Source organism: Streptomyces djakartensis, assembly GCF_014651075.1.
Lineage (GTDB): Bacteria > Actinomycetota > Actinomycetes > Streptomycetales > Streptomycetaceae > Streptomyces > Streptomyces djakartensis.
On the sequence record NZ_BMWE01000002.1, the window covers coordinates 149,716 to 175,533 of the forward strand.

The window sequence follows — 25,818 nt, forward strand, 5'->3', positions numbered from 1 at the left end:
TCAGCCCGTCCACTCCACAGCCGCGTCCAGCAGCCAGTCGGTGAGGTAGCCGGCGAAGGACGAGCGGACCAGCACCCAGAACCCGGCCCTCGGGTCGTCACGGGCGACCAGGACGACCTGGGTGCGGCCCAGAGTCGTCTGGGCGCAGCGGCCCGGGCCGAGGACACGCGGGTGCAGATCGAGCGAGCAGCCGTGGGCCAGCAGGTCGCGGGCGCGCGGACCCGCGACGAGAAGCGTGGTGCGCTGGGCCGAGACATCGATGACGGACACGTGCTCGTCGCCCGCCGCCTTGCGAATGCGGCTCTCCAGGTCCCGCTGACCGCCCGGCGGGCCCACCACGAGCCACTCGTCGGGGCCGAGCCACAGCGCGGCCAGCTCCCCCGCGCGGGCGATGGTGCAGGGGTCGACGGGCAGTTGGAGACCCAGCGCGAGCCCCACCGCGTCCGCCGCCGCGCCCTTCGGGTCGAGGCGCACGTTCATCTGGGTGAGGAAGGGCAGCTCCGCCAGCCGGATCGCGCCCCGGGAGGTACGGGTCGCGGTGGCCAGCCGGCCGGCCGCGTCCGACAGCGGGCTGCGGAGCGGGGCGGTAAGGGCGGTGTCAGCCATCGCGGCGGGCTCCCTCGGGGTCGTAGAGGACGGGGCTCGCGACGGTCACCGGGACCAGCCGGTCGCCCACGGGGGCGTAGAGCCGCTCGCCGATGCGGTCCCGGCCGCCCTTGACCAGCGCGAGCGCGAAGGTCCGGCCGAGGGCCGCGCTGCGGTAGCTGGACGTGACGTGACCGAGCATCGGGACGGGCGGCGCGGGCAGCACACTGCCGGCGACCAGCTGCGTGCCCTCGGGGAGGAACGCGCCCGGGTCCTCCGGGAGCAGTCCGACCAGGTGCTTGCGGTCGCGGCGGGCGGTGTCGGCACGGGCGAAGGAACGCTTGCCGATGAAGTCGGGCTTCTTCCTGGACACCGCCCAGCTCATGCCGAGGTCCTGCGGCGTCACCGTACCGTCGGTGTCCTGGCCGACGATCGGATAGCCCTTCTCCGCGCGCAGCACGTGCATGGTCTGCGTGCCGTAGGGGGTGATGCCGTACGGGGCGCCCGCCTCGTACAGCGCTTCCCACAGGGCGAGGGCCTCCCACGGCGACACGTTGATCTCGTAGGCGAGTTCACCGGAGAAGCTGATCCGGCAGACCCGTGCGTCGATGCCCGCGACTGCCGTGTCCCGCCATGCCATGAACGGGAAGTCGTCATTGTGCACGGCCAGTTGCGGCGCGAGTGAGCCGAGCACGGCGCGCGACTTCGGACCGACCAGGGCGACGGTGGCCCACTGCTCGGTCACGGAGGTGCAGTGGACCCTCAGCCCGGGCCACTCCGTCTGGAGCCACTCCTCCATCCAGTCCAGCACGGCCGCGGCGTTGCCCGTGGTGGTGGTGACAAGGAAGCGGTCCTGGTCGAGGCGGATGACGGTGCCGTCGTCGAAGACCATCCCGTCCGGGCGGCACATCACGCCGTAGCGGATCATGCCGACCTTCAGGGTGCTCATCATGTTGGTGTAGAGCAGGTCGAGGAAGACGGCGGCGTCCGGGCCCTGGACGTCGATCTTGCCGAGGGTGGAGGCGTCCATGAAGGCGACGCCCTCGCGGGCGGCGGCGCACTCGCGCAGCACGGCCGCCTCCATGTCCTCGCCGTCACGCGGGTAGTACCAGGGCCGCTTCCACTGGCCGACGTTCTCGAACAGCGCGCCGTGGGCGGCATGCCACTCGTGCAGGGCGGTCGTGCGGACCGGGTCGTGCAGGGCGCCCCGGTCGCGGCCGGCGAGGGTGGCGAAGGAGACGGGGGTGTAGGGCGGGCGGAACGTGGTCGTGCCGAGGGCCGAGATGTCCACCCCGAGCAGTTCGGCGACGACGCCACTCGCCAGCACGCCGGAGGTCTTGCCCTGGTCGTTGGCGGTGCCGGCCGTGGTGTAGCGCTTGGTGTGCTCGACCGAGCGCATCCCGGCACCGGTGGCGCGGGCCAGGTCGTCGACGGTGACGTCCCGTTGGAGGTCGACGAACCGGGGCGCGCCCGGGGCGCCGGGGACGACGTACACGTGCATGGGGGGCGTCCGCCGGGGCTGTGCGGGCACGTACGGGAGGCCGGGGGTTGCGGGGGCGTAGCCCTCGGCCTCGACGGCTCGGGCACCGGCGGCCGCGCCCTGCGCCAGCGCCGCGGCCAGGTCCAGCGTGCCGTTCGCGCCGCCCGCGACCTCGACCGCCTGACGGCAGGTGTCGGGGACGAACGAGCCCAGCGTCTCGTCGTGGCGCAGTGTGCCGCCCGCCTGGCTGAACAGGTGCGCCACCGGGTTCCAGCCGCCGGAGACCAGCAGCAGGTCGGCGGCGAACTCCCGTTGCCCGGTGGACTCTCCGTACGGGGCGACGGTCACGGCGGTGAGGCGCGCCGCGCCCTGAGTGCCGGTGACGGCGTGTCCGGTCAGCACCTCGATGCCGGCCGCCCTGGCCCGCTCGGCCCATTCCCCCGCGTCGGGGCGGGTGTCGACGATCGCCGCGATGCCGACGCCCGCCGCGGCGAGGTCCAGGGCGGCGGCGTACGCGCTGTCGTTGGTGGTGAACACGACGGCGTGACGGCCGGGCAGGACACCGTACTTGTTGAGGTAGGCGCGCACCGAGGCGGCCAGCATCACACCGGGACGGTCGTTGTCGGCGAAGGCCAGTGAGCGTTCGTGGGCGCCGGTGGCGAGGACGACGCGGCGGGCGCGGATGCGGTGGACGCGTTCGCGCGAGACGTGCTCCGGGGCCTCGGCACCGAGGTGGTTGGTGCGGCGCTCCACGGCGAGGAGGTGGTTGTCGTCGTAGTAGCCGAAGACGGTGGTGCGGCGCAGGACTCGTATGTCGGGGGCGGCGGCGAGACGGGCGGTCGTCTCGGCCACCCAGTCGAGGTGCTCGCCGGTGTCGAGGAGGCTGCCGCCCAGGTCCGGCTGGTCGTCGGCGAGGACGACGCGGGCGCCGGTCCTCGCTGCCGCCGCCGCGGCGGCGAGCCCGGCCGGGCCCGCGCCCACGACCAAGAGGTCGCAGTGGGTGTGCACGGCGTCATAGCGTGCCGGGTCCGGTTCGGTGGCGAGGCGGCCCTGGCCGGGGAGGCCGGCCGCGACAAGGCCGTCGTAGAGTTCGACCGTGGTGGCCGGAAGCATGGGCTCGGGGAACGGTTCCTCGATCTGGACGACCGCGTTGGGTTCCTCGACGCCGGCGGAGAAGATGCCGCGGGGGCGGCCCAGTTTGATGCTGGTGCCTGTCTGGATGACTCCGTTGGCGAGGAGGGCGGAGGCGAGGGTGTCGCCTTCGTGGCCTTGGTATTCGGTGCCGTCGAAGGTGAAGGTGAGGAGTTTGTCGCGGCGGATCCGACCTCGGGTGGGGTGGCGGAAGGGCTGGTTGCTCTCCCCCACCCCGCCCCTTCCCGAAACCGGGGGCTCTGCCCCCGGACCTCGCTGGGGGCTCTGCCCCCTGACCCCCGTATCGGCCTGAGCGGCCTCGTCCTCGATCGCCGGACGGGCTACCCGCACGGAACGTGCCTGGAAGGTGGCCGGGCGCTCCTCCCCCGCCCGGTACACCGTCAGAATCTCGTTCGTCGACGTGTCCCGCACGGCGTTGAACCAGCGGCGGCAGCCCGCGGCGTGGCTCCAGCGCTCGGCGAAGGGCCCCCTCGGGTTGTCGCGGAAGAAGAGGTAGCGGGCCCACTCCTCGTCGGTGAGGGACGCCGGGTCCTCCGGGTACGGCACATGGGCCTGGCCACCGTAGTGGAACTCGGCCTCGTCGCGAGGTCCGCACCATGGGCAAGGGATCAGCAGCATGGATCGGCTCCCAGAGCTTCCAGTGGTCCTAGTGGGCCACCGCGGCCGCGCCGTGCTCGTCGACAAGCGCGCCGGTGGTGAAACGGTCGAGCGAGAAGGGGGCGTTCAGCGGATGCGGCGCGTCGTGGGCGATGGTGTGCGCGTAGACCCAGCCGACGCCCGGGGTGGCCTTGAAACCGCCGGTTCCCCAGCCGCAGTTGAGGTAGAGGTTGTCCACCGGGCTGAGGCCGGTGATCGGTGAGGCGTCGGGGCTGACGTCGACGATGCCGCCCCAGGTGCGCAGCACATGGGCGCGGGCGAAGACCGGGAAGAGTTCCAGGGCCGCCGACATCTGCTCCTCGATGATGTGGAAGGCGCCGCGCTGGGTGTAGGAGTTGTACGCGTCGATGCCCGCGCCCATCACCAGTTCGCCCTTGTGGGCCTGGCTGACGTACACGTGGACGGCGTTGGACATGACGACCGTGGGGTGCACCGGTTCCAGCAGCTCCGACACGAGCGCCTGCAAGGGGTGGCTCTGGATGGGGAGTTCGATGCCCGCCATGGCCGCCAGGACCGAGGTGTGGCCCGCCGAGCAGAGCGCGACCTTGCCCGCCGCGATCGGGCCCCGGGTGGTCCGGACTCCGACGACCCGGTTGCCGGTCACGTCGAGGCCGGTGACCTCGCAGTTCTGGATGATGTCGATGCCGGCGGCGTCGGCGGAGCGTGCCAGGCCCCATGCCACGTGGTCGTGCTTGGCGATGCCGGCGCGCGGCTGGTAGGTGGCGCCCAGGACGGGGTAGCGCACGTCCGGGGAGACGTTGACGATCGGGCAGACTGCCTTGACCCCGTCCGCGTCGAGCCATTCGGCGTCCACGCCGCCCAGCCGGTTGGCCTCGACGCGGCGCACGCCGTCGCGGACGTCCTGGAGGCTGTGGGCGAGGTTCAGGACGCCGCGCTGGGAGAAGAGGATCGGGTAGTCGAGCTCGTCCGCCAGGCCCTCCCACAGCTTGAGGGCGTGCTCGTAGATGCCGGCGCTCTCGTCCCAGAGGTAGTTGGAGCGGATGATCGTGGTGTTGCGGGCCATGTTGCCGCCCGCCAGCCAGCCCTTCTCCAGCACGGCGACATTCGTGATGCCGTGGTTCCTCGCCAGGTAGTGGGCGGTGGCCAGCCCGTGGCCGCCGCCGCCCACGATGACGACGTCGTAGGAGCGCTTCGGCTCGGGGTTGCGCCACAGCCAGTCCGGGTGTTCCGGGAGCTCGGCGCCGGGTGTGCGGGGGCTCATCGGGCGTCTCCGTCCTCGGAGAGATGGGGGTGGAGCGGGTGGTTGCCGGCAACGGCGACAGTGGCTTCGCCGTCGAGGAGTTGTGCGGTCACCTGGGGAGCTCCTTCAGACGAGGCTGAGTTTGAACGCCCCCGAGGGGCGCGGGGAACTGCGCGACAGCCACGACGCGGCCGCAGACGAGAACTCACCCACGAAGCCGGGACATCGCCGGATCGAACAACGGCTCCTCGGCCACGACCGCCTCGACGAACTGGTCGAAGTACCCGATGTGCACCACGGTCCCCGGAGCGGCCAGCTCCACCGGCAGCCACGCGTAGGCGATGCCCTTGCCGATGGTGTAGCCGTACGCCGCACTGGTGACGTACCCGACCGCACGGTCCCCGTCGTACACCGGCTCCTTGCCCATGACGACCGCCCTGGGATCGTCGATGGTGAGGCACGTGAGCTTGCGCCGCACGTCGGCCCGGCGCCGCTCCAGCGCCGCCTTCCCGACGAAGTCGCCCTTGTCGAGCTTCACGGCGAAGCCCACCCCCGCCTCGAAGGGGTCGTGCTCATAGGTCATGTCGGTGCCGAACGACCGGTACCCCTTCTCCAGCCGGAGACTGTTGAACGCGCCCCGCCCGGCCACGATGCCGCCCAGCGGCTCGGCCGCGCGCCACAGCGTGTCCCACAGTTTCAGGCCCAGGTCCGCGGTGGTGTACAGCTCCCAGCCGAGTTCACCGACGTACGACAGACGCATCGCGGTGACGGGCACGGAGCCGATGTGGGCGCGCTTGGCACGGAAGTACTTCAGGCCGGACGCGGAGAAGTCGGCGTCGGCGAGCGGCTGGAGGACGTCACGGGCGCGCGGTCCCCACAGGCCGACGCAGCAGGTGCCGGGGGTGATGTCGCGGACGTGGACGGTGCCGTCGGTGGGGAGGTGGCGGGTGAACCAGTCGAGGTCCAGGTTGCCGTTGGCGCCTACCTGGAAGAGGTCGGGGGCGAGCCGGGCGACGGTGATGTCGCTGCGGAGCCTTCCGTCGTGGCCGAGGAGCAGCGTGTACGTCACCGAGCCGACGGACTTGGCGACCTTGCCGGTGCACAGCCGCTCCAGGAACGCGCCGGCACCGCGACCGCCGACCTCCAGCCGTTTGAGTGCCGTCATGTCGTACATGGCGACGGTCTCACGGGTGGTCTGGGCCTCGGCGGCGACGATGGGCGACCAGTACCGCGCGGCCCAGTCGTTGGGGGTGACGATGGAACGGCCTTCGACCAGGCCCGCGTTGGCCTCGTACCACTGGGGCCGCTCCCAGCCGTTCGCCTCGAGGAAGACGGCGCCCAGCTCCTGCTGGCGGGGGTGGAAGGGGCTGGTGCGGATCGGGCGCGGGTCGCCCGGCGGCTGGAGGGGGTGGAGGATGTCGTAGACCTCGGCGAAGTTCCGGCAGTCGCGGGCCAGGACGTACTCCGGCGACAGCTGGTGCGGTTCGAAGCGGTTGACGTCGCACTCGTGCAGGTCGAAGGAGGAGCAGTAGCCGTCGACCAGCCACTCGGCCATGGCGCGGCCGACGCCCGCGGAGTGCGTGACCCAGACGGCTTCGGCGACCCAGAAGCCCTTGACGTCCGGGGATTCGCCGAGCAGGGGCAGGCCGTCGGTGGTGAAGGAGAACAGGCCGTTGATGCCCTCCTCGACCTTGGCGTCCTTCGTCGCGGGAAGCAGGGACCGGGTCTCGCTCCAGGCCTCCTCGAAGTCCTCCTCGGTGAACTTCAGGACGGAGGGCATGTCGTCGGCCTCGTCCACGGAGAGGATGTCGTCGGCGCAGACGGGCATCGGGCGGTGGCCGTAGTAGCCGATGCCGAGGCCCTCGAAGCGGTCGCGGTAGTAGAGGTCGGCGTCCTGGTGGCGCAGGATCGGGCGGACCGCCTCCTCGGTCTGGCCCGCCAGGGCCGGTACCGGGCCGGTCCAGGCGAGCTGGTGGGCGAGCGGCGTGAGCGGGAGGTTCATGCCGGCCATGCGGGCGATCCTCGGGCCCCAGATGCCGGCGCAGCACACGACGATGTCGGCGGGGATCTCACCCTGGTCGGTGAGGACGCCGGTCACCTCCCCCTCCGCCCGCTGGACGTCGAGGACTTCGTGCCGGGCGAGGAACCGCACGCCGCGCTCGGTGGCCCGGCGGATCTGTGCCTCGACGGCGAGGACCGCCTTCGCGAGGCCGTCCGTGGGCACGAGGAGGCCGGCGAGGACCCGGTCCGGGTTGACGAGCGGGTGCTGGGCGACGCATTCCTCGGTGCTCAGCAGCCGGGACTCGATACCCCAGGAGGTGAGCCAGCCTCGGCGCCGCCGCAGTTCGGCGACGCGCTCCGGGCTGGTCGCCACCTCCAGGCCGCCGACCTGGAGGAAGCAGGGCTGCCCGTCGACGTCGAGCGAGCGGAACTTCTCGACGGTGTAACGGGCCATCTCGGTCATGGTCTTGGAGGGGTTGGCCTGGAAGACCAGGCCGGGGGCGTGCGACGACGATCCCCCGGTGGCGGGCAGCGGGCCCTGGTCGACCACGGTCACGTCGGTCCAGCCGCGTGCGGAGATCTCGTCGGCGAGCGCCGCTCCCACGACGCCCGCTCCGATGATGACCACCCGGGGTCCCGCCATCGCCGCACCTCCGACGTCGAAAGAGATCCAGTTGCTGTCTGCGCAACATGGTTCAGCTTGCGCAACTCAATGTGCCCCCCGCGCATCGGCGTGTCAAGGGGTCCGCGACGCCGGGAGCGCACCGCGGGACGACAGGGAGGAATCACCGGAAAACGACGGGGCCCGGCAGGCTGACCGCACAGCCTGCCGGGCCTTCCCGGCGGGTTTCACACGGGCGTTCCCGCGCTCTACTTGATCCAGGCGTCGACCTTGCCGCGGTTGGCCTCGACCCACTTCTTCGCCGCCGCCTCGGGTGCCATCTTGTCCACCGCGATGTACTTCGCGACGGTGTTCTGGTCGTCGTTCGTCCAGGTGAAGTTCTTCACCAGGTCATAGGCCGGGCTGCCCGACTTGGCGAACTTGGCGCTGACGATCTTGTCGAGTTCGTACACGGGGTAGTCGCAGGCGACCTTCTCGGTGTCGGCGTCACAGCCCGTCTTGTACTCGGGCAGGCTGACCTTCTTCAGCGGCACCTCGGACATGAACCACTGCGGCTCGTAGAAGTAGCCGATCACCCATTCCTTGTTCTTCTCGGCGTTGCGGTAGGCCTGGATGAGCGCGGTCTCGCTGCCCGCGTACACCACCTTGAAGTCGAGCTTGAGATTCTTCACCAGCGCCTCGTCGTTGGTGACGAACGACGGGTCGCCGTCGAGGAGCTGCCCCTTGCCGCCCGACTCGGAGGTCTTGAACTTCGACGCGTACTTGTCGAGGTTCTTCCAGTCCGTGATGTCGGGGTGCGCCTTCGCCAGCCACGGCGGCACGTACCAGCCGATGAGGCCCTTGTTGCCCGTCGGACCGGCCTCGACGGCGGTCTTCTGATCGGTGATGTACTTCTTCTTCAGGTCGTCGTGGCCCCAGTTCTCGACGACGGCGTCGACCTCGCCGGTCCCGAAGCCCTGCCAGGCGATCTCCTCCTTGAGGTCCTTCTGCTCGACCTTGCAGCCGAGGTCGTGCTCGGCGACGTACGCGAGGACCGCCGCGTTCGCCTCGTAGCCCACCCACGGGTTGATCGCGAGGTTGAAGGTGCCGCACTTGCCCGAGCCGCCCGAACCGCCCGCGCTGTCCTCGCCGACCTTCGCGCCGCTGCAGGCGGTGAGGGTGAGGCCGAGGACGGCCAGGCCGGCCGCGCCGACTCTCCGATGTCGTGCCATGATCTGCTGCTCCCTTTATGCGCCGGCGCGGCGAGCCGCTGCCTGAGTGATCCGGTCGAACATGATCCCGAGCAGGACGATGGCGAGCCCGGCCGCCAGTCCCTTGCCGTACAGCTGGCCCTGCGAGAACCCGGCCACCACGTCGTAGCCGAGGGCCCCGGCACCGACCAGGCCGCCCACGACGACCATCGACAGCACGTAGATCAGGCCCTGGTTGGTCGCGAGGGTCAGGGCGCCGCGCGACATCGGCAGCTGGACCTTGGTGATGAGCTGCCAGGTGCTGCACCCGCTGGACGTGGCCGCCTCGACGGTGGCCCCGGGTACGGCCCGCACCCCGTCGGCGATGATCTTGACGGCGACGGGCGCCGCGTAGACGACGGCGGCGACGATGGCCGTGAACCGTGTCGCGCCGAACAGCGCGAGGAACGGCACGAGGTAGACGAACGGCGGCATGACCTGGGCGGCGTCCAGGGAGGGTCTGAGCAGCCGGTCGACGAGCGCGCTGCGCCCCATCCACACTCCGAGGACGACGCCGAGCAGCATCACCAGCACGGTCGCCACCGCGGTGGAGGCCAGCGTCGTCATGGCGTCGGACCACACGCCGGTACCGACCAGCAGGCCCACGCACACGGCGGCGGTGGCCCCGGCGCGCCATCCGCCGAGCACCGTGCCGACCGCGACGAGGGCGGCGCCGACGAGCCACCACGGGGAGTCGGTGAGCAGGGTCTGGAAGGGATTGAGCAGGCCGTTGGTGAGGATGTCGCGGAAGGCGTTGGTCAGGCCCGCCAGGTTGTCCTGCGCCCAGGTGGTCACGTCGGTCGTCCCCTTGGAGATACCGCTGCCGACGCCGCCCTCGCCGGGGAACTCGGCCGCCCAGACATAGGTGTGCGACAGATAGACCAGCACCGCCGCCGCCACCGCGCCGCCCGCGAGCAGGTGCCGCCGCCACCTGAGGAAGGGACTGGCCGAGCCCCGGGCCGTCTCCGCCCGTCCGCTCGCCGCGGTGGTGACCCGGTCCAGCACGATGGCCATGACGACGATGGCCAGACCGGCGTTGAAGGCCGTGCCGACGTCCAGCGACTGCAGGGCCTGGACGACGGTCTTGCCGAGGCCCGGGGCGTCGATCAGGGCCGCGATGGTCACCATGGCCAGGGCGGCCATGATGGTCTGGTTGACGCCCATCACCACGGTCCGTCTGGACATCGGCAGCAGGACCTTCAGCAGCGCCTGCCGCCGGGTCGCGCCCATCGAGTCCGCCGCCTCGACGGTGGTCTCGGGCACGGACCGGATGGCGTGTGCGGTGATGCGGATCGCCGGCGGTGCCGCGTAGATCGCGGTGGCGATGGTGGCGGAGGCCGGACCGATCAGGAAGAACAGGGTCAGGGGCGCCAGGTAGACGAAGGTCGGCATCGTCTGCATGAAGTCCAGGAACGGCGTCACGATCCGGTTCACCCGGTCCGACAACCCCGCCCACACCCCCAGGGGGAGGGCGAACAGCAGCGCCACGAGGACCGCGGAGAGGGTCAGGGCCAGCGTGTCCATGCTCTCCTGCCAGAGCCCTTGCAGGCCGAGGAAGGTGAAGCCGGCCACGGCCAGCAGCGCGACCCGCCAGTTGCCGACGGCCCACGAGACGTAGCCGGCGATGCCGACGACACCGAGCCAGCCGATCCGCGGCACCGGGCGTCCCGGGGTCGGCTGCGAGATCAGCTCCTGGACGAAGGTCACCAGGGTGTCGATGACCAGGCGGATCTCGTTGAAGAAGTAGAGGAAGAGCGGGTTGGAGTTGCGGTTGGCGCCGACCGAGTCGTTGACGTCGTTGAACCACCGGTGCAGATCGGTCAGGTCCGCCGCCGCGAGGGACAGGGTCTGCTTGCCGCGCAGCACCGTGAAGAGCAGCAGCCAGACCAGCAGGATCGCGGCCACGACCATGGAGCGGCTGACCGTGCGTACGCGGCGGGCGGGAGCGGGGGGCTCCTCGGTCCCGGTTCTCTCCGGCTTCTCCGGTTTCCGCACGGCGACGGTCATCACGCGTCGCCTTCCTGCCCCGCGACCACCGCGAGTATCTCCTCGTCGCCGACGATGCCGAGCAGCTTGCCGTTCTCGACGACCTTCACCGGCTTCTCGGCAGCGAGCACCGCCCGGGTGGCCTCCTTCACGACGACGTCCGGTCCCAGCTCCGGACCGTCCAGGGCGTCGCCGGGATCGGCCGGGCGCATGATCCATCGCAGGGTCAGCACGTCGCCACGGGGCACGTCCCGGACGAAGTCGCGCACGTAGTCGTCGGCGGGGGCACCGACGAGTTCGTCGCCGGTGCCGCACTGGACCGTCCGGCCGTCGCGCATGATGAGGATGCGGTCGCCCAGCCGCAGCGCCTCGGACAGGTCGTGGGTGATGAACACCATCGTCTTGCCCACCTCGCGGTGCAGGCGGACGACCTCGTTCTGCATGTCCCGTCGGATCAGCGGGTCGAGCGCCGAGAACGGCTCGTCGAAGAGGAGCACGTCCGGGTCGCCGGCCAGCGCCCGGGCGAGGCCCACGCGTTGCTGCATACCTCCGGAGAGCTGGTCGGGGTAGGAGCTCTCGTACCCGGAGAGGCCGACGAGTTCGACGACCTCCAGCGCACGCCTGGTGCGCTCGGCTCTGCTCATGCCGCGGATCTCGAGACCGAACGCCACGTTGTCGACGACCCGGCGGTGCGGAAGCAGCCCGAAGTGCTGGAAGACCATCGAGAACTTGCTGCGGCGCAGTTCGCGCAGGCGGCCCGCGTCGGCGTCGCGGATGTCCTCGCCCTCGAAGAGGATCTCGCCGGCGGTGGGTTCGATGAGCCGGGTCAGACAGCGCACCAGGGTGGACTTGCCGGAGCCGGACAGTCCCATGACGACGAACACCTCGCCGGGGGCGACGTCGAAGCTCACGTCGCGCACGGCGGCGGTGCAACCGGTGCGGTCCATCAGTTCGCGGCGGGTGAGTCCGCGCAGCTCCTCGGAGCCGGGTACCTGGCCGGCCTTCGGCCCGAACACCTTCCACAGCTCGCGCACGGAGATGACCGGGGTGGGCGCCCGGTCCTCGGGGGTGTCGCGCCGCCGCGGCGCCTCGGTCGTTGCTGGGGTCATGTTCGACCTCTTTCGGCGTTCAGCCGCGGAACCAGTACTGCGGCCGGGGTTGGATGTTCTGCCAGATGTGTTTGGGCTCCCGGTACTCGTCCAGGCCGGTGGGTCCCAGCTCCCGGCCCACGCCGGAGTGCCCGAACCCGCCCCATTCCGCCTGTGGGACATAGGGGTGGTAGTCGTTGATCCACACCGTGCCGTGGCGCAGCCGGCGGGCGACGCGCTGGGCCTTGCCCGCGTCCTGCGTCCAGACCGCGCCGGCGAGCCCGTACTCGGTGTCGTTGGCGATGCGTACGGCGTCGTCCTCGTCGGTGAAGCGCTCCACGGTGAGCACCGGCCCGAAGGACTCCTCGTGCACCACCCGCATGCTCTGGTCGCACTCGTCGAGCACGGTCGGCGGATAGAAGTGTCCGCCGGCCAGGGCCGCATCGCCGGGGCGTTCCCCGCCGCAGCGCAGGACGGCACCCGCGGCGACACCCGCGGCGACGTAGGCCTCGACCTTCGCCAGGTGCTGTGCGGAGATCAGCGCTCCGGTGTCGGCCCGCGGATCGAAGGGGCCGCCGAGCCGGATCCGCCGGGCCCGGCGGACCACCTCGTCGACGAACCGGTCGTGCAGCGAGTCCTCGACGATCAGCCGGGCGCCGGCCGAGCAGACCTGTCCCGAATGCAGGAAGACGGCCGTGAGCGCGAAGTCCACGGCCGTCTCGAAGTCGGCGTCGGCGAAGACGACGTCGGGGTTCTTGCCGCCGAGTTCCAGCGCGACCTTCTTCACGGTCGCGGCGGCGGTGGCCATGATGCGTCTGCCGGTGTCCAGGCCACCCGTGAAGGACACCATGTCGACGGCCGGGTGCTCGGCGAGCGGTGCGCCCGCCTCGGGCCCGGTCCCCAGGACGAGGTTGGCGGCTCCCTCCGGGATCCCGGCCTCCTCGAGGGCCCGCATCAGCAGGATCGAGGTGGACGGGGTGAGTTCGCTGGGCTTGAGGACGATTGTGTTGCCGGCGAGGAGTGCCGGGGCGACCTTCCAGCTCGCCTGGAGCAGCGGATAGTTCCAGGGAGTTATCAGTCCGCACACGCCGATCGGTTCGTACACGACGCGGCTGACCGCGTCGTCGCGGCCGGTGTCGATCACCCGGCCGGCGTCGGTGCCGCCACGTCCTCCGTAGTAGCGGAAGCAGGAGACGACGTCGGCGATGTCGTAGACACTCTCCACCAGGCGCTTGCCGGTGTCCAGTGATTCGGCGCGGGCGAACGCATCGGCGTCGCGCTCGAGGATGCCGGCGGTGCGCAGGAGGAGCGCGCCTCGCTCGCGCTCGGGGGTGCGCGGCCAGGGCCCTTCGTCGAAGGCCCGGCGGGCCGCGGCGATGGCCGCCTCGGCGTCGGGGCGGGTGCCTTCGGACACGGTCGCGGAGAGCGTGCCGTCGGCGGGACAGCGGATCTCCCGGTGACCTCCGGCCACGGGATCGCGCCATTTTCCGTCCACGAACAGGTCTGCCACGTCGGGAGCCCTTCGAGCGAATCTCGTTGCGCATCGCGCACCGCATTGCTTTTGGTGGAACACTCTGGAAGAAGGCCGGAACCCGCGTCAAGGGGTTGGCCCATGACGTTTCCGCTACGGAGGCAGTCAGGAGAACACGACGGCCGCAGCCCCGGAGCGTCTCGTTTCCGGGTCGACCGGTTCCATGAAAACCGCAGGTTACGCCTGTGCGTCGCGGTACCGGTAGTACGCGGCGGTGGACGGCGGCAGCGGCTCCTCGCCGAGGATGAGGTCGGCCGCCTTCTCCGCGATCATCATCACCGGCGCGTAGATGTTGCCGTTGGTGATGTAGGGCATGACGGACGCGTCGACGACCCGCAGCCCTTCGACTCCGTGCACCCGCATACTGGCCGGGTCCACGACCGCCATCGAGTCGGTGCCCATCTTGCAGGTGCAGGAGGGATGCAGCGCGGTCTCCCCGTCCCTGGCGACCCAGTCGAGGATCTCCTCGTCGGTCTCGACGGACGGCCCGGGCGAGATCTCCCCGGCGTTGTACGGGGCCATGGCGGGCTGGTTGAGCAGCTCCCGGGCGACCCTGACGGCCTCGACCCACTCACGGCGGTCCTGCTCGGTGGACAGATAGTTGAAGCGCAGCGCGGGGTGCTCCGCCGGATCCTTGCTCTTGATCTTCACCGAGCCGACGGCGTCGGAGTACATGGGCCCGACGTGCACCTGGTAGCCGTGTCCGCCCGCGGGCACGGAGCCGTCGTAGCGGACCGCCACGGGCAGGAAGTGGAACATCAGATTCGGGTAGTCCACGTCCTCGTTGCCGCGGACGAAGCCGCCCGCCTCGAAGTGATTGGTCGCGGCGGGGCCGGTACGGAAGAGCCACTGCAGGCCGATGAAGGGGGCGCGCCACTTCGCGAGGTACGGCTGCATGGAGACGGGCTGCCTGCAGCCGTACTGGATGTAGACCTCCAAGTGGTCCTGGAGGTTCTCGCCGACCCCAGGCAGATCGTGTACGACGTCGATGCCGAGCGCGCTCAGCTCCTCGGCGTTGCCGACGCCGGAGAGCTGCAGCAACTGCGGGGAGTTGATCGCCCCTCCGCACAGGATGATCTCGCGGGCACGCACCCGCTGGGGTCTGCCGCGGCCGCGCCGGTACTCGACGCCGACGGCGCGCTTGCCCTCGAAGAGGACGCGGGTGACCAGGGCGCGCGTGGTGACGGTGAGGTTGGGGCGCTTGCGCACGGGCTTGAGGTACGCCTTGGCGGCCGAGAGCCGGCGCCCGCGGTGGACGTTGCGGTCGAACCGGGCGAATCCTTCCTGCCGGTATCCGTTCACGTCGTCGGTGGGGGCGTACCCCGCCTCCTCGGTGGCCTTGAGGAAGGCCTCGAAGAGCGGGCTGGTTCCCGGCCCGCGTTCGAGCACCAGGGGCCCGTCATGCCCACGGAACTCGTCGTCCGGGTCGGCGGCGAGGCAGTTCTCCATCCGCCGGAAATACGGCAGGCAGTGCGCGTAGTCCCAGGCGTCCATGCCCGGGTCGGCCGCCCACCGCTCGTAGTCCATGGGGTTGCCGCGCTGGAAGATCATCCCGTTGATGCTGCTGGAGCCGCCCAGCACCTTGCCCCGCGCGTGATAGACGCGGCGGCCGCCCATGTGGGGCTCGGGTTCGGACTCGTACTTCCAGTCATAGAAGCGGCTGCCGATCGGGTAGGTCAGCGCCGCCGGCATGTGGATGAAGACGTCCCAGGGATAGTCGGGTCTGCCCGCCTCCAGGACCAGCACCCGGTTGCCGGGGTCCGCGGAGAGCCGGTTGGCCAGTGCGCTGCCGGCCGATCCACCACCGACGATGACGAAGTCGTACTGCAAGTGCGCCATGGTGCCTCGTCTCGCTCACGCCGTACAGAATGCGCGGCATGCTAGTACCGGTATCTCTATGCGCACCAGGTTGCGGACGGCGCAACTTCGGTCGGGTCTGTCCCAGGCTCGTGACCTGCACAGCTTTCGGCCATGTTGATCGCCCGTATAGTTGCGCTGTGAGCAACTACCATCCGGATACCGAAACGACAAGTGCGCCGGCCGGCGGGGTGCAGTCGGTCGACCGCGCCATCACCGTGCTGGAGATCCTGGCCCGGCGCGGAGAGGCCGGCGTCAGTGAGGTGGCTGCCGAGATCGACGTCCACAAGTCCACCGCGTTCCGGCTGCTCGGCGCCCTGGAGGTACGCGGCCTGGTGGAACAGGCGGGCGAGCGCGGCAAGTACCGCCTCGGTTTCGGTCTCGTCCGTCTCGCCGGCGCGGTCACCGGACGTATCGACATCACCCAGCAGAGCCGCCCGGTCTGCGAGCGTCTCGCCGATGAGATCGGCGAGACCGTGAACCTCGCCGTGATGCAGGAGCAGTACGCCATCAACCTGTACCAGGTACGCGGACCGGGTGCCGTCACGGCGTTCAACTGGGTGGGCCAGCTGACACCGCTGCACGCCACCTCCAGCGGCAAGATCCTGCTGGCCCACATGCCACCGAAGGAACGTGCCGCGCTCCTGTCGAACGCCGGCCTGAAGAAGTTGACGCCCCGCACGCTGACCGCGAAGACGAAACTCGAGAAGAACCTCGCCGAAGCGCTGCAGCGTGGCTACTCCTGGACGCTGGAGGAGTTCGAGGTGGGGCTGCACGCGATGGCCGCGCCGGTCCGCAACCGGGACGGAGAGGTCATCGCCGCGGTCAGCGCCTCCGGGCCCGCCTACCGGCTCACCGAGGACCGTATACACGAGCTCGCCCCGGTGCTGGTCAAGGGCGCGGACGAGATCAGCCACCGGATGGGCTACCTGGGCTGAGCCGCCGCACCGCCTCGACGACGTGCTCGAGGTGCGCCGGTCCCGGCCCTCGCGGTGACGCCGGGAAGTGCGGTCGCGACCTCGTTCAGGACGTTCTGGCCGCGAGTTGCTTGCGCCAGCGCATGAACAGCCGCGGCTGGTTCATCCCGAGTACGGCGACCGGGTGTCCGGCTCGCCGGTAGACGGCCAGGACGTTGCGATCGTCGACGGTGCCGTCCTCGATCGTCACGCTGTCGGCGCGCGCCGCGTTGCCGACGAACTGGATCTTCACGCCGTACTGGTCGGACCAGAAGTACGGCGGCCGGGGTATGCCCGGCTCGGATTCGCCCCAGGACAGCAGAGCCGCCACGGCCGCGTCGGGGCGCTCCCGGGCGCCGGTCCAGTGCTCCACGCGCCGGTGGGTGCCCGCGCGCGGGTCGTACCAGGAGGCGCAGTCGCCGACCGCGACCACCCCGGCCAGACTGGTTCGGCCGTCGGCACCGCACCTGACGCCGTCGGCGAGTTGGACCCGGGATCCCACCAGCCACTCGACGCAGGGACGGGCCCCGATCCCCACGACGACGATGTCGGCCGGGATGCTGCGGCCGTCCTCCATGAGGACGCCGTCGACGCGGGTCTCGCCGCTCAGCCCCTTGACGCCCGTTCCGCACAACAGCCGCACGCCGTGGTCCGCGTGGAGGGCGGAGACGATGCCGCCCATGGTCGCGCCGAGCGGCCCGGCCAGCGCAGTGGGCGCGGCTTCGACGATGGTCACGTCGAGACCGAGAGTGTGGGCGGTGGAGGCTACTTCGGCACCGATGAAGCCGCCGCCGATCACGACCAGGCGCCCGCCCCGGGTCAGTTCGTCCCGCAGGCCGCGGGCGTCGTCCAGGGTGCGCAGGGTGTGCACACCGGCCAGTCCGTCCATGCCGGGCAGGGTCCGGGCGGACGCACCGGTGGCGATGACGATGCCGTCGGCTCTCACCTCCCGGCCGTCGGTGAGCCGCACGGAACGGGGCGCGCTGCCGAGTCCGGCGGCGCGGGTGCCGAGCAGCCACTCCGCCTGCAGGTCCTCGTCGTCCGGCTCGAGCGCGAGATCGGCTTCGCCGATGCCGCCGGCCAGGAACTCCTTGGACAGCGGCGGCCTGTCGTACGGGCGGTGGACTTCGTCACCGATGACGACGAGTCGCCCGTCGTACCCCTGTTTGCGCAACGAGCGCGCCGCTGACAGACCGGCCAGCGACGCGCCCACCACGGCCACTGTCCTCACGCGACGCCCCCGGCGAGCCGGGCGGCGACGCAGGGAGGCAGGTTGGGGGCTGCCGTGGACAGCCTGACGTAGATCATGCCGTCCTCGACGAAGACCTCGTGGGTGCGCACCGGGAGCCTGGCCGGCGGGGCGTCGACGGCTCCGGTCTTGAGGTCGAACTTCGAGGCGTGCAGCGGGCATTCGACCTCGCAGCCCTCCAGCCAGCCGTCGGCGAGCGAGGCGTCCTGGTGAGTGCAGGTGTCGTCGATGGCGAAGAGTTCGCCGTCGTCGGTGTGGAACACCGAGACGGGCGGGTCGATGTCGAGCCTGTGAGCCTCGCCTCGGGGCAGATCCACGAGACGGCACGCGGGAATCATCATGACACCTCGGTGCGTATAGCGAAACGGATTGCGGTGAACGCAACGCCAGTGTGAGGGCGTCCACAAACCCTTGTCAAGGAGTTCACGGGACGGCCGAGACCCTCATTTTGGTTGTGCGACACAAAACCAACCGCACTATGAGAAACGCAGGTCAGGGCGCAGGCAACCGCAGAAGCGGGCCCTCGACACCACTGCGATGCTTCTCGGCCACGGCCGGGCGGTGCGGTGCCCGAGTCACCAGCCGCGGGCGGCCCACTGCTGAAGGTGTGGGGCTTCCGCCTCGATGGTGGTCGTGTCGCCATGGCCGGTGTGAACGACCGTCTCCCCCGGGAGCGTCAGCAGCCGGTCACCGATCGAGGTGATGATCGTGCCGAAGTCGCTGTACGAGCGCCCCGTCGCGCCGGGCCCGCCCGCGAACAGCGTGTCGCCGCTGAACAGCGCCCCCAGATCCGGGGCGTACAGGCACACGGCCCCGGGTGCGTGTCCGGGCGTGTGGAGGACGCGCAGGCCGATGCCCGCCACGACGATCTCGTCGCCGTCGGCGAGCGGTCCGTCGGGCCGCCGGTTCGGATGCGCCGTCTTCCACAGCACCTGGTCGTCGGGGTGGAGGAGGACGGGCGCACCCGTGGCGAGCGCGACGTCCGGCGCGGCGCGCACATGGTCGTCGTGGGCATGGGTGCACACGACGGCCGACAGGCGGCGGTCGCCGACGGCCTCCAGGACGGCGTCGGAGTCATGGGCCGCGTCGATGACGGCCACCTCGTCGTCGTCACCGACGATCCAGACGTTGTTGTCGACGTCCCAGGTGCCGCCGTCGAGGCTGAAGGTGCCGCTGGTGACGAGGCGCTCGATGCGCGGGGCGCCGGCCATCACAGCACCACCACGGAGCGCAGCACGTCACCGCCGTGCATCTTCTCGAAGGCCTCCTCCACGTCACCGAGGCCGATGGTCTCGGTGACGAACGCGTCCAGGTCGAACCGGCCTCCCAGGTACAGGTCGATGAGGGCCGGGAAGTCGCGCGAGGGCAGGCAGTCGCCGTACCAGCTGGACTTCAGCGAGCCGCCGCGCCCGAAGACGTCCAGCAGCGGCAGCTCCACCTTCATCTCCGGGTTGGGCACACCCACCAGCACGACCGTGCCGGCCAAGTCCCGGGCGTAGAAGGCCTGCTGATACGTCTCGGGGCGGCCCACCGCATCGACGACGACGTCCGCGCCGAAGCCTCCGGTCAGTTCGCGCACCGCCGCCACGACGTCGGCCCGCGTGCCGTCGACCGTGTGGGTGGCCCCCATGGTCCGGGCTCGGTCCAGTTTGCGCCGGTCGATGTCGACGGCGATGACCTTGGACGCGCCGGCGAGCCTGGCGCCCGCGACGGCGGCCATACCGACACCTCCGCAGCCGATGACGGCGACGGAGTCCCCTCGGCCCACGGCGCCGGTGTTCACGGCGGCGCCGAAACCCGCCATGACCCCGCATCCGAGCAGCCCGGCAGCCGCCGCCGGGGCGGCCGGATCCACCTTGGTGCACTGCCCGGCCGCGACCAGTGTCTTCTCCGCGAAGGCGCCGATGCCGAGAGCGGGCGAGAGCGGGGTACCGTCGAGCAGCGTCATCGGCTGCGTGGCGTTGTGGGTGGCGAAGCAGTACCAGGGCTTGCCCCTGCCGCACGCCCGGCACCGGCCGCACACGGCACGCCAGTTGAGGATGACGAAGTCACCGGGCTCGACGCCGGTGACCCCCTCCCCCACCGCCTCGACGCGGCCGGCCGCCTCGTGCCCCAGCAGGAAGGGGAACTCGTCGTTGATCCCGCCCTCGCGATAGTGGAGGTCGGTATGACAGACACCGCACGCCTCGACCTCGACCAGCGCCTCGCCCGGGCCGGGATCGGGGACGACGATCGTCTCGACGGACACCGGGGCGCCCTTCTTCCGGGCGACTACGGCACGAACCTCGTGAGCCATGAGTTGCTCCTCATACGGGAGAACACGCGGGCGTGTCACCGCTGCCGGTTGCCTCATCAGATACACGCACCGCCATACGCAACCGAGCATCGGGGAGGGGGACACCGGTGGTCAAGGGGCGGACAGGAACAGGGCGCCTCGGCCGGGACACCGGCACGCGGTGGCCGACGCCCCGCTGCCGGCCGGCGCGGGGGCGGAGATCTCGAAGGCCTCGCCCGTGGCCGCGTCGGTGACGAGGTCCCGAGTGACCGAAGTGCCGGGCGTGCCCGAGTTGCCGACGCCGTGGGAAGTGAGCAGCGAATCGGCGATGCCGGCGTTTCGGGTGCTCCGCAGCCGGTCGTAGCCGCGCCACGGATCAGTTCCCCCACCCGGTGGAGGGCGCGGTCCACGTAGAGCGGATACAGGCCGTCGAGCGGTACGCCGTCGGCGAGCAGATCGGACTCCAGCTCCGGCCAGTCCACCAAGCCCTGCATCGCGCGGGTGCCCGGGAAGGCCTCGAAGCTCCGGAAGTCGGCCCAGGACTCAGGCCTGCGTCCGGCGAAGGCGTCGCACCGGCAGGCCAGGACGCCGGCCCAGTAGCCGGCCGGGCCGACTGCCGGTCCGGCTCCCTCAGGGGATGCGGAACCCGCGAAACGTCACGTGCTTCCGGGTCTCGAACCCGAGCCGTTCGTAGAGCGCGATCGCGCCGGTGTTCGCCTCGGCCACGTGGAGGAAGGGACGTTCGCCCCGGGCCACGACGCGCGCGATGAGCGCGCGGACCAGACGGGCCGCGTGGCCACGCCCACGCGCCTCGGGGGCGGTGCAGACAGCGCTGATCTCGGTCCATCCGGGAGGCCTGAGCCGCTCTCCCGTCATCGCCACCAACGTGCCGCCGTCGCGGACACCGAGGTAGGTGCCGAGTTCATGGGTGCGTGGCCGAAACGGCCCCGGCCGGGTCCGCTCGACGAGGCCGAGCATCTCCGGCACGTCCTGTGCGCCGAGTTCGACGATGCCCGGATCCTCCCTTGCGGGGAACCGGTCCGGGCGGCTGTCGCCGACCCAGATCATCTGGCGGCCTTCGAGAACGAAGACCGGATCCCAGTCCGACGGCGGCGCCGCGGGACAGCTGAACATGTCGGCGAACTCGCCCGGCCCGAGCAACGCGGCCAGGTCGGCCCACGCCGCCGGGTCCGCCTCCGCGGGAATCGCGGAGAAGGTCGCGACGGCCGGAAGGTAGGTGACAGCCCGGCCGAGCCGGCGGGCGAGGTGCCCGTGGTGGCCTCGGAGCGACTCCCCCACCGGGTCGTCGAGCGCGACGGCGTCGCGGAGACCCACCACGTGCTGCCCCTTTCCTGCCTCCGGCCGAACCCGGCCGACCATCCTAGTGCCGTGGTCTCCGGCGCCGGCGGGGCTGCCCCCTTCAGGCGCATCGAGCGGGCTCACCCGCGTGGCGTCGTGTTTCTCCGGCGGCACGCGGGTGAGCATGTGCGGATCCAGGCCTCTTCCCGCACCGAGGGGACGCGATGCCCGACCGCGCCGACCGTGTCCGCCCCGAAGGCACGGCACCACAGGGGATCCCGCGGCGGCAGTCGTCGGAGCAGTGGCTGTTCAGCGGCATCTACGGACTGGTGCTGGCCAGCGCCATGGTGGCCGCGCTGGACGCGACGGGTGAGGAGGCCGATCCCGGTGAGGACGCGCTGTGGGTGCTGATCACCGCGGTGGCGTCCAGTGCCGCCCACGGGTACGCGCACGTGATCGCCCAGCGTGCGTCCGGCGACGGGGCTGCCACCACCAGCAGACTGCGGTCGGTGCTCGCCGAATGGCCACTGGTCGCCGCCGCGCTGCCCACGGTGGGGATGCTGCTCACCGCGGTCGCCGGGTGGTGGTCGGAGGCCGCGGCCGCGGACACGGCCCTGCTGTTCAACACCGCCGCCTTGTTCGCCGTGGGCGTCTGGGCGGCCCGTACCGCTGGGCACGGGTGGCCGTCCGCATGCCTGGCAGGGGGCCTGGACATGCTGATCGGCATAGTGATCATTACGCTGAACGCCCTGATCCATTAGCTTCCACCGGGTGCGGACGGCGCGGTCAGCTCCTGCCGGCGGGGCCGGCGTCAGCCCAGTACTTCGCCCGGGGCGCTGGACTCTCTGCGCGCACGCCCGGGCGCGACTAGGTTGTGCCGCATGAGCAACCTTGACCGCGCGCCCGCACCGAGCGTGTGCGGCGGCCGTGGATTCGTCGTCGCCGAACCCGTCCGCGAGCTGCTGAGCCCTCGACGCGTACAGCTCGGGGAGTCGACCGAGGTGCGCCGGCTGCTGCCGAACCTCGGCCGGCGCATGATCGGCGCCTGGGCCTTCGTTGATCACTACGGTCCCGATGACATCGCCGACGAGCCCGGCATGCAGGTGCCACCCCATCCGCACATCGGCCTGCAGACCGTCAGCTGGCTGCACCAGGGCGAAGTGCTGCACCGCGACTCCACCGGCAGCCTGCAGACGATCCGCCCACGCGAGCTCGGGCTCATGACGTCCGGCCGGGCGATCAGTCACTCGGAGGAGAGCCCCAGGTCACACGCCCGCTACCTGCACGGCGCGCAGCTCTGGGTGGCCCTCCCGGACGCGCACCGGCATGTCGACCCGAAGTTCGAGCACCACGCCCGGCTGCCGACCGTGACGGCCCCCGGGTTCACGGCGACCGTCCTCCTCGGCGACCTGGACGGCGCGGCCTCGCCCGGCACGACGTACACGCCGATCGTCGGCGCCGACCTCGCCCTCGACCGCGGTGCCGACGTCCGGCTGCCCCTCGTGCCCGACTTCGAGTACGGGGTGCTGTCCATGTCGGGTGAGGTCCACGTCGACGGCGTGCCGGTGCTGCCGGGCTCGATGCTGTACCTCGGGTGCGGCCGCGGCGAGCTCCCGCTGCGCGCCGGATCCGACGCGGGCGTGATGCTGCTCGGCGGGGAGCCGTTCGCCGAGGAACTGATCATGTGGTGGAACTTCGTGGGCCGCACGCAGGCAGAGATCGAACAGGCCCGTGCCGACTGGATGGCAGGCAGCAGGTTCGGCGAGGTGAAGGGATATGACGGCGCTCCGCTCGCCGCGCCGGAGCTGCCCACGACGCCGCTCAAGCCCCGTGGCCGCGTCCGTTGAGCCGGACCAAGTAGTGGAATATTGAACCACCGGGTTCGGTTGCCGGGACCGAAGGAGGTCACCCGTGAACACGACCCACGAGCCGGTGTACTACGACCACGGAACACCTGCGGAGCGCTGGGACCGCGCGCAGCTGTTCTTCGCCGCCAAGGACTACGCCGCCGCCGCGCGCGTCCTGGGCGGGCTGGTCGAGGAGGTCCCGGAGCAGACCGGACCGCGGCTGCTGCTGGCACGCTCCTACTACCACTCGGCGCAGCTGTGGCGCGCGGAGACAGAGCTGCGGACGATCGTCGAGCGGGATCCCGTGGAGCACTACGCCCGGCTGATGCTGGGCCGCACACTGCAGCGGCAGGGGCGGCACGAGGAGGCCGAGACGCATCTGCGGATCGCCTCGGCGCTGGCGGGCGACTTCGGGGAACGCTGACGCGGCGCCGGCCCTCGCCTGACGAACGGTGCCCGGCCCCCCTTGGGGAGCCGGGCACCGGCGCGTCGGCGCGGGTATGTCACCGGGCGGCTGTTCCGGATCCGTACGACCGTCGCCCCCGCCGGTAGGCGATCTCTCCCAACAGGATGTCGACGGCGAGGAAAGCCACCAGCGGGATGCCGAACAGGGGAAGGAAGTACCCGAGTACGGCGACCCCGGCGAGCAGCGGCACCAGGATCTGCGGCGGTACCTGCTGCCAGGCGCCGCGCGGGACCGGCCGGCCGAAGGCGCTGCCGCGGCCGCGCTGCCACCACATGCGGTAGCCCCAGACGATCAGCAGGATCAGCGAGAGCGCGAGCAGCATCAGGGCGATCTGGTTGGCCAGGCCGAACAGAACGCCGGTGTGCAGGTCGATGCCCCAGCGGGTGAGCTTCGCGAGCACGGGGTAGTCGGCGAACCGCAGCACGTCGGTCACCTGGCCACTGGCCGGGTCGACCGCGACGGAGTCCTGCTTCCCGGGCCAGCCGCGCTGCACCTGCTTCACGACGTACGCCGACTTCGCGTCGGCCGGCGGCACGATCTCCACCGGGTCGCCGAGGCCCTCGGCCCGCGCCGCCGCCAGCACCTTGTCGAGTCCCACACCGTGCGCCGCGTCTCCCGCCTGCCCTGCGGCGGAGCCGTGGCCGCCGTGTTCACCGCCCGCCGCCGCCGACACCGACGGGGTGGCCTGGCCCAGCGAGGTCCGCAACTCGTCGATGCTCGCCCCGGCGTAGGCCGACCAGGTCAGACCGGTCGCCGAGAGGAAGAGGAAGCCCGCCGCCGCCCATGCGCCGACGCTGCCGTGCAGTCCCAGCGTGCGACGCCGTCCGCCGGTTCCCCGCACCTTGCGCAGCGCACGGCGGCGGGAGAACCACAGCACCAGTCCGCCGGCCGAGATCACCCACAGCCAGCTGGCCGCCAACTCGCTGTACAAGCGGCCCGGTTCGCCCAGGCGCAGATCCCGGTGGAACTCGTCGATCCAGGTGCGCAGCGGCAGCGCGCCGGTCGAGCCGTACTGTTCGAGGGAGCCGCGCACTTCCGCGGTGTACGGGTCGACGAAGACGGCGAGCGTGTGGCCCTCGTCGACGCCCGGGACACCGGACAGCATCACCCTCGTCGTCGCGTCGGCCTCGGGCGAGGGGCGGACGGCCGAGACGGTGCCCTCGGGGTGGGCCTCGCGGGCGGCGGCCACCTGCTCGCCGACCGGTAGCTTCGTCCTGCCTACGGGGACGGTCAGTTCGTGGTCGTACACGACCTTCTCGGCCTGGAAGGAGGCGGCGTAGAGCAGGCCGGTGAGGGCGGCGACGAGGAGGAACGGCGCGACCAGGACCCCGGCGTAGAAGTGCAGGCGGAGGATGAGTGGACGCAGCAGGGCCCGGCTGTTCCTCGACGGTGCCGGCTTGGCGGGTTTCGGGGCCTCGTCCGTGGTGGTCGAGGGGGCGGTGGTCATCGGCGGGCTTCTCCCGGGGACGTCTTCGTGGCCGTTGCGGTGCAGTAGTCGGTGCGGCCGGGGGTTGAGTTCCCGAGGAGAGCGTGTGATGCGCATCACGCTCGGGTGGAAGGTGCCGTGTCATCCTGACGCGATGGGAACTCCGAGCCATCACGCGCCCCTGGCCGAGCGGGTCGAGCAACTCCTCGCCGATGGCGGGCCGTTGCGCATCGTCGCGGCCGGCGATCCGGTGCTGCGGCGTGGCACCGAGCGCTACGACGGGCAGCTGGGGTCCGCGCTGCTGGCCCGGTTCGTCGAGGCTCTGCGGGTCACCATGCGCGCGGCGCCCGGGGTGGGTCTGGCGGCGCCCCAGGTCGGTGTGCCGCTGAGGATCGCGGTGATCGAGGACCCGGCCCCCGTGCCGGAGGAGGTGCGTCTCGCGCGCGGGCGGGTGCCGCAGCCGTTCCGGGTGCTGGTCAATCCGGCCTACGAGCCCGTCGGCGGCACGCGGGCCGCGTTCTTCGAGGGCTGTCTGAGCGTTCCGGGCTGGCAGGCGGTGGTGGCACGGCCCGCCGAGGTGCGGCTCACCGGGCAGGACGAGCACGGGCGCGCGGTGGACGAGGTGTTCGGCGGCTGGCCCGCACGGATCGTGCAGCACGAGACCGACCACCTCGACGGCGTCCTGTATCTGGACCGGGCCGAGTCGCGTTCGCTGTCGTCCAACCAGGCGATGACGGAGCGCTGGTCCCAGCCGACGCCCCAGGAGGCGGCGCGGGCACTGGGCTTCGAACTGCCCTGAGGCACCGGAGAAACTGATGCCGGCCGATGCTCCCGCCCGACGGCCGGAGGCGATGGCCTCGGATGCCGGCCGGACCACCCTGTCGCGCATCCTCGCGGGGCGGCACGTCGGA

20 protein-coding genes are annotated in these 25,818 nt (G+C 71.2%); 5 read left to right on the top strand and 15 right to left on the bottom strand.

Annotation, left to right across the window (positions count from 1 at the left end; all coding sequences use genetic code 11):
- The 9 genes from IE212_RS04155 to betA all read right to left on the bottom strand — a co-directional run bounded on the left by IE212_RS04155 (position 1) and on the right by betA (position 15,371).
- The gene (locus IE212_RS04155) at positions 1–606 is read right to left on the bottom strand and encodes a sarcosine oxidase subunit gamma (protein WP_190196295.1); all 606 of its coding nucleotides are present in this window, start codon (positions 604–606) and stop codon (positions 1–3) included.
- Complete coding sequence (locus IE212_RS04160; protein WP_190196296.1) at positions 599–3,835, bottom strand: sarcosine oxidase subunit delta family protein; 3,237 nt, start codon at positions 3,833–3,835, stop codon at positions 599–601. Before IE212_RS04160 ends, IE212_RS04155 begins: the two co-directional genes overlap by 8 nt.
- A 28-nt stretch (positions 3,836–3,863) precedes the next feature.
- The gene (locus IE212_RS04165) at positions 3,864–5,096 is read right to left on the bottom strand and encodes a sarcosine oxidase subunit beta family protein (protein ID WP_190196297.1); all 1,233 of its coding nucleotides are present in this window, start codon (positions 5,094–5,096) and stop codon (positions 3,864–3,866) included.
- Between the two features lie 184 nt (positions 5,097–5,280).
- Positions 5,281–7,719: a GcvT family protein gene (locus IE212_RS04170; protein ID WP_190196298.1), complete on the bottom strand. Its 2,439-nt coding sequence runs from the start codon at positions 7,717–7,719 to the stop codon at positions 5,281–5,283.
- Positions 7,720–7,946: 227 nt separating this feature from the next.
- A complete protein-coding gene (locus tag IE212_RS04175; RefSeq protein ID WP_190196299.1) occupies positions 7,947–8,909 on the bottom strand; it encodes an ABC transporter substrate-binding protein in 963 nt (320 codons plus the stop codon).
- 15 nt (positions 8,910–8,924) lie between these two features.
- Complete coding sequence (locus IE212_RS04180; RefSeq protein WP_190196300.1) at positions 8,925–10,934, bottom strand: ABC transporter permease; 2,010 nt, start codon at positions 10,932–10,934, stop codon at positions 8,925–8,927.
- Positions 10,934–12,022 (bottom strand): quaternary amine ABC transporter ATP-binding protein, encoded by a 1,089-nt coding sequence (locus IE212_RS04185; protein WP_190196301.1) that lies wholly within the window; start codon positions 12,020–12,022, stop codon positions 10,934–10,936. Before IE212_RS04185 ends, IE212_RS04180 begins: the two co-directional genes overlap by 1 nt.
- Positions 12,023–12,041: 19 nt before the next feature.
- Positions 12,042–13,511 carry an aldehyde dehydrogenase family protein gene (locus IE212_RS04190; protein ID WP_190196302.1) on the bottom strand — a complete coding sequence of 490 codons (1,470 nt, stop codon included), beginning with the start codon at positions 13,509–13,511 and terminating at the stop codon, positions 12,042–12,044.
- Between the two features lie 198 nt (positions 13,512–13,709).
- Positions 13,710–15,371 (bottom strand): choline dehydrogenase, encoded by a 1,662-nt coding sequence (betA, locus tag IE212_RS04195; protein WP_190196303.1) that lies wholly within the window; start codon positions 15,369–15,371, stop codon positions 13,710–13,712.
- A 209-nt stretch (positions 15,372–15,580) separates the two neighbouring features.
- Between betA and IE212_RS04200 the strand changes: the two genes are divergently transcribed.
- A complete protein-coding gene (locus tag IE212_RS04200; RefSeq protein WP_190196610.1) occupies positions 15,581–16,327 on the top strand; it encodes an IclR family transcriptional regulator in 747 nt (248 codons plus the stop codon).
- Positions 16,328–16,412: 85 nt separating this feature from the next.
- Here IE212_RS04200 and IE212_RS04205 read toward each other — a convergent pair whose 3' ends face one another.
- The 5 genes from IE212_RS04205 to IE212_RS04225 form a co-directional block, all read right to left on the bottom strand.
- Complete coding sequence (locus IE212_RS04205; protein WP_190196304.1) at positions 16,413–17,576, bottom strand: NAD(P)/FAD-dependent oxidoreductase; 1,164 nt, start codon at positions 17,574–17,576, stop codon at positions 16,413–16,415.
- A complete protein-coding gene (locus tag IE212_RS04210) occupies positions 17,573–17,935 on the bottom strand; it encodes a bifunctional 3-phenylpropionate/cinnamic acid dioxygenase ferredoxin subunit (protein WP_190196305.1) in 363 nt (120 codons plus the stop codon). Before IE212_RS04210 ends, IE212_RS04205 begins: the two co-directional genes overlap by 4 nt.
- A 234-nt stretch (positions 17,936–18,169) precedes the next feature.
- Positions 18,170–18,805, bottom strand: a complete 636-nt coding sequence (locus IE212_RS04215) for an MBL fold metallo-hydrolase (RefSeq protein WP_190196306.1) — start codon at positions 18,803–18,805, stop codon at positions 18,170–18,172.
- The gene (locus IE212_RS04220) at positions 18,805–19,890 is read right to left on the bottom strand and encodes an S-(hydroxymethyl)mycothiol dehydrogenase (protein WP_190196307.1); all 1,086 of its coding nucleotides are present in this window, start codon (positions 19,888–19,890) and stop codon (positions 18,805–18,807) included. The genes IE212_RS04215 and IE212_RS04220 overlap by 1 nt, the downstream gene beginning before the upstream one ends.
- 609 nt (positions 19,891–20,499) lie before the next feature.
- The gene (locus tag IE212_RS04225) at positions 20,500–21,249 is read right to left on the bottom strand and encodes a GNAT family N-acetyltransferase (RefSeq protein ID WP_190196611.1); all 750 of its coding nucleotides are present in this window, start codon (positions 21,247–21,249) and stop codon (positions 20,500–20,502) included.
- A gap of 143 nt (positions 21,250–21,392) precedes the next feature.
- On the opposite strand from IE212_RS04225, the gene IE212_RS04230 reads away from it, so the two are divergent.
- The 3 genes from IE212_RS04230 to IE212_RS04240 all read left to right on the top strand — a co-directional run bounded on the left by IE212_RS04230 (position 21,393) and on the right by IE212_RS04240 (position 23,439).
- Complete coding sequence (locus tag IE212_RS04230; protein WP_190196308.1) at positions 21,393–21,929, top strand: hypothetical protein; 537 nt, start codon at positions 21,393–21,395, stop codon at positions 21,927–21,929.
- 120 nt (positions 21,930–22,049) lie between these two features.
- A complete protein-coding gene (locus IE212_RS04235; protein ID WP_190196309.1) occupies positions 22,050–23,015 on the top strand; it encodes a pirin family protein in 966 nt (321 codons plus the stop codon).
- Between the two features lie 64 nt (positions 23,016–23,079).
- The gene (locus IE212_RS04240; RefSeq protein ID WP_190196310.1) at positions 23,080–23,439 is read left to right on the top strand and encodes a tetratricopeptide repeat protein; all 360 of its coding nucleotides are present in this window, start codon (positions 23,080–23,082) and stop codon (positions 23,437–23,439) included.
- 79 nt (positions 23,440–23,518) lie between these two features.
- On the opposite strand, the gene IE212_RS04245 is transcribed toward IE212_RS04240, so the two are convergent.
- Positions 23,519–24,928, bottom strand: a complete 1,410-nt coding sequence (locus IE212_RS04245; RefSeq protein WP_190196311.1) for a PepSY-associated TM helix domain-containing protein — start codon at positions 24,926–24,928, stop codon at positions 23,519–23,521.
- A 133-nt stretch (positions 24,929–25,061) separates the two neighbouring features.
- Between IE212_RS04245 and IE212_RS04250 the strand changes: the two genes are divergently transcribed.
- Positions 25,062–25,706 carry a peptide deformylase gene (locus IE212_RS04250; RefSeq protein ID WP_190196312.1) on the top strand — a complete coding sequence of 215 codons (645 nt, stop codon included), beginning with the start codon at positions 25,062–25,064 and terminating at the stop codon, positions 25,704–25,706.
- Positions 25,707–25,818 lie beyond the last annotated feature (112 nt).

Excerpts from the sequence above, each read along its gene's own strand:
- IE212_RS04230 (WP_190196308.1), top strand. The coding sequence starts at position 21,393 with ATGCCCGACCGCGCCGACCGTGTCCGCCCCGAAGGCACGGCACCACAG.
- IE212_RS04250 (WP_190196312.1), top strand. The coding sequence starts at position 25,062 with ATGGGAACTCCGAGCCATCACGCGCCCCTGGCCGAGCGGGTCGAGCAA.
- IE212_RS04155 (WP_190196295.1), bottom strand. The coding sequence starts at position 606 with ATGGCTGACACCGCCCTTACCGCCCCGCTCCGCAGCCCGCTGTCGGAC.
- IE212_RS04175 (WP_190196299.1), bottom strand. The coding sequence starts at position 8,909 with ATGGCACGACATCGGAGAGTCGGCGCGGCCGGCCTGGCCGTCCTCGGC.
- IE212_RS04170 (WP_190196298.1), bottom strand. The coding sequence starts at position 7,719 with ATGGCGGGACCCCGGGTGGTCATCATCGGAGCGGGCGTCGTGGGAGCG.
- IE212_RS04180 (WP_190196300.1), bottom strand. The coding sequence starts at position 10,934 with ATGACCGTCGCCGTGCGGAAACCGGAGAAGCCGGAGAGAACCGGGACC.
- IE212_RS04225 (WP_190196611.1), bottom strand. The coding sequence starts at position 21,249 with ATGGTCGGCCGGGTTCGGCCGGAGGCAGGAAAGGGGCAGCACGTGGTG.
- betA (WP_190196303.1), bottom strand. The coding sequence starts at position 15,371 with ATGGCGCACTTGCAGTACGACTTCGTCATCGTCGGTGGTGGATCGGCC.
- IE212_RS04215 (WP_190196306.1), bottom strand. The coding sequence starts at position 18,805 with ATGGCCGGCGCCCCGCGCATCGAGCGCCTCGTCACCAGCGGCACCTTC.
- IE212_RS04235 (WP_190196309.1), top strand. The coding sequence starts at position 22,050 with ATGAGCAACCTTGACCGCGCGCCCGCACCGAGCGTGTGCGGCGGCCGT.
- IE212_RS04185 (WP_190196301.1), bottom strand. The coding sequence starts at position 12,022 with ATGACCCCAGCAACGACCGAGGCGCCGCGGCGGCGCGACACCCCCGAG.
- IE212_RS04220 (WP_190196307.1), bottom strand. The coding sequence starts at position 19,890 with ATGGCTCACGAGGTTCGTGCCGTAGTCGCCCGGAAGAAGGGCGCCCCG.
- IE212_RS04160 (WP_190196296.1), bottom strand. The coding sequence starts at position 3,835 with ATGCTGCTGATCCCTTGCCCATGGTGCGGACCTCGCGACGAGGCCGAG.
- IE212_RS04210 (WP_190196305.1), bottom strand. The coding sequence starts at position 17,935 with ATGATGATTCCCGCGTGCCGTCTCGTGGATCTGCCCCGAGGCGAGGCT.
- IE212_RS04165 (WP_190196297.1), bottom strand. The coding sequence starts at position 5,096 with ATGAGCCCCCGCACACCCGGCGCCGAGCTCCCGGAACACCCGGACTGG.
- IE212_RS04245 (WP_190196311.1), bottom strand. The coding sequence starts at position 24,928 with ATGACCACCGCCCCCTCGACCACCACGGACGAGGCCCCGAAACCCGCC.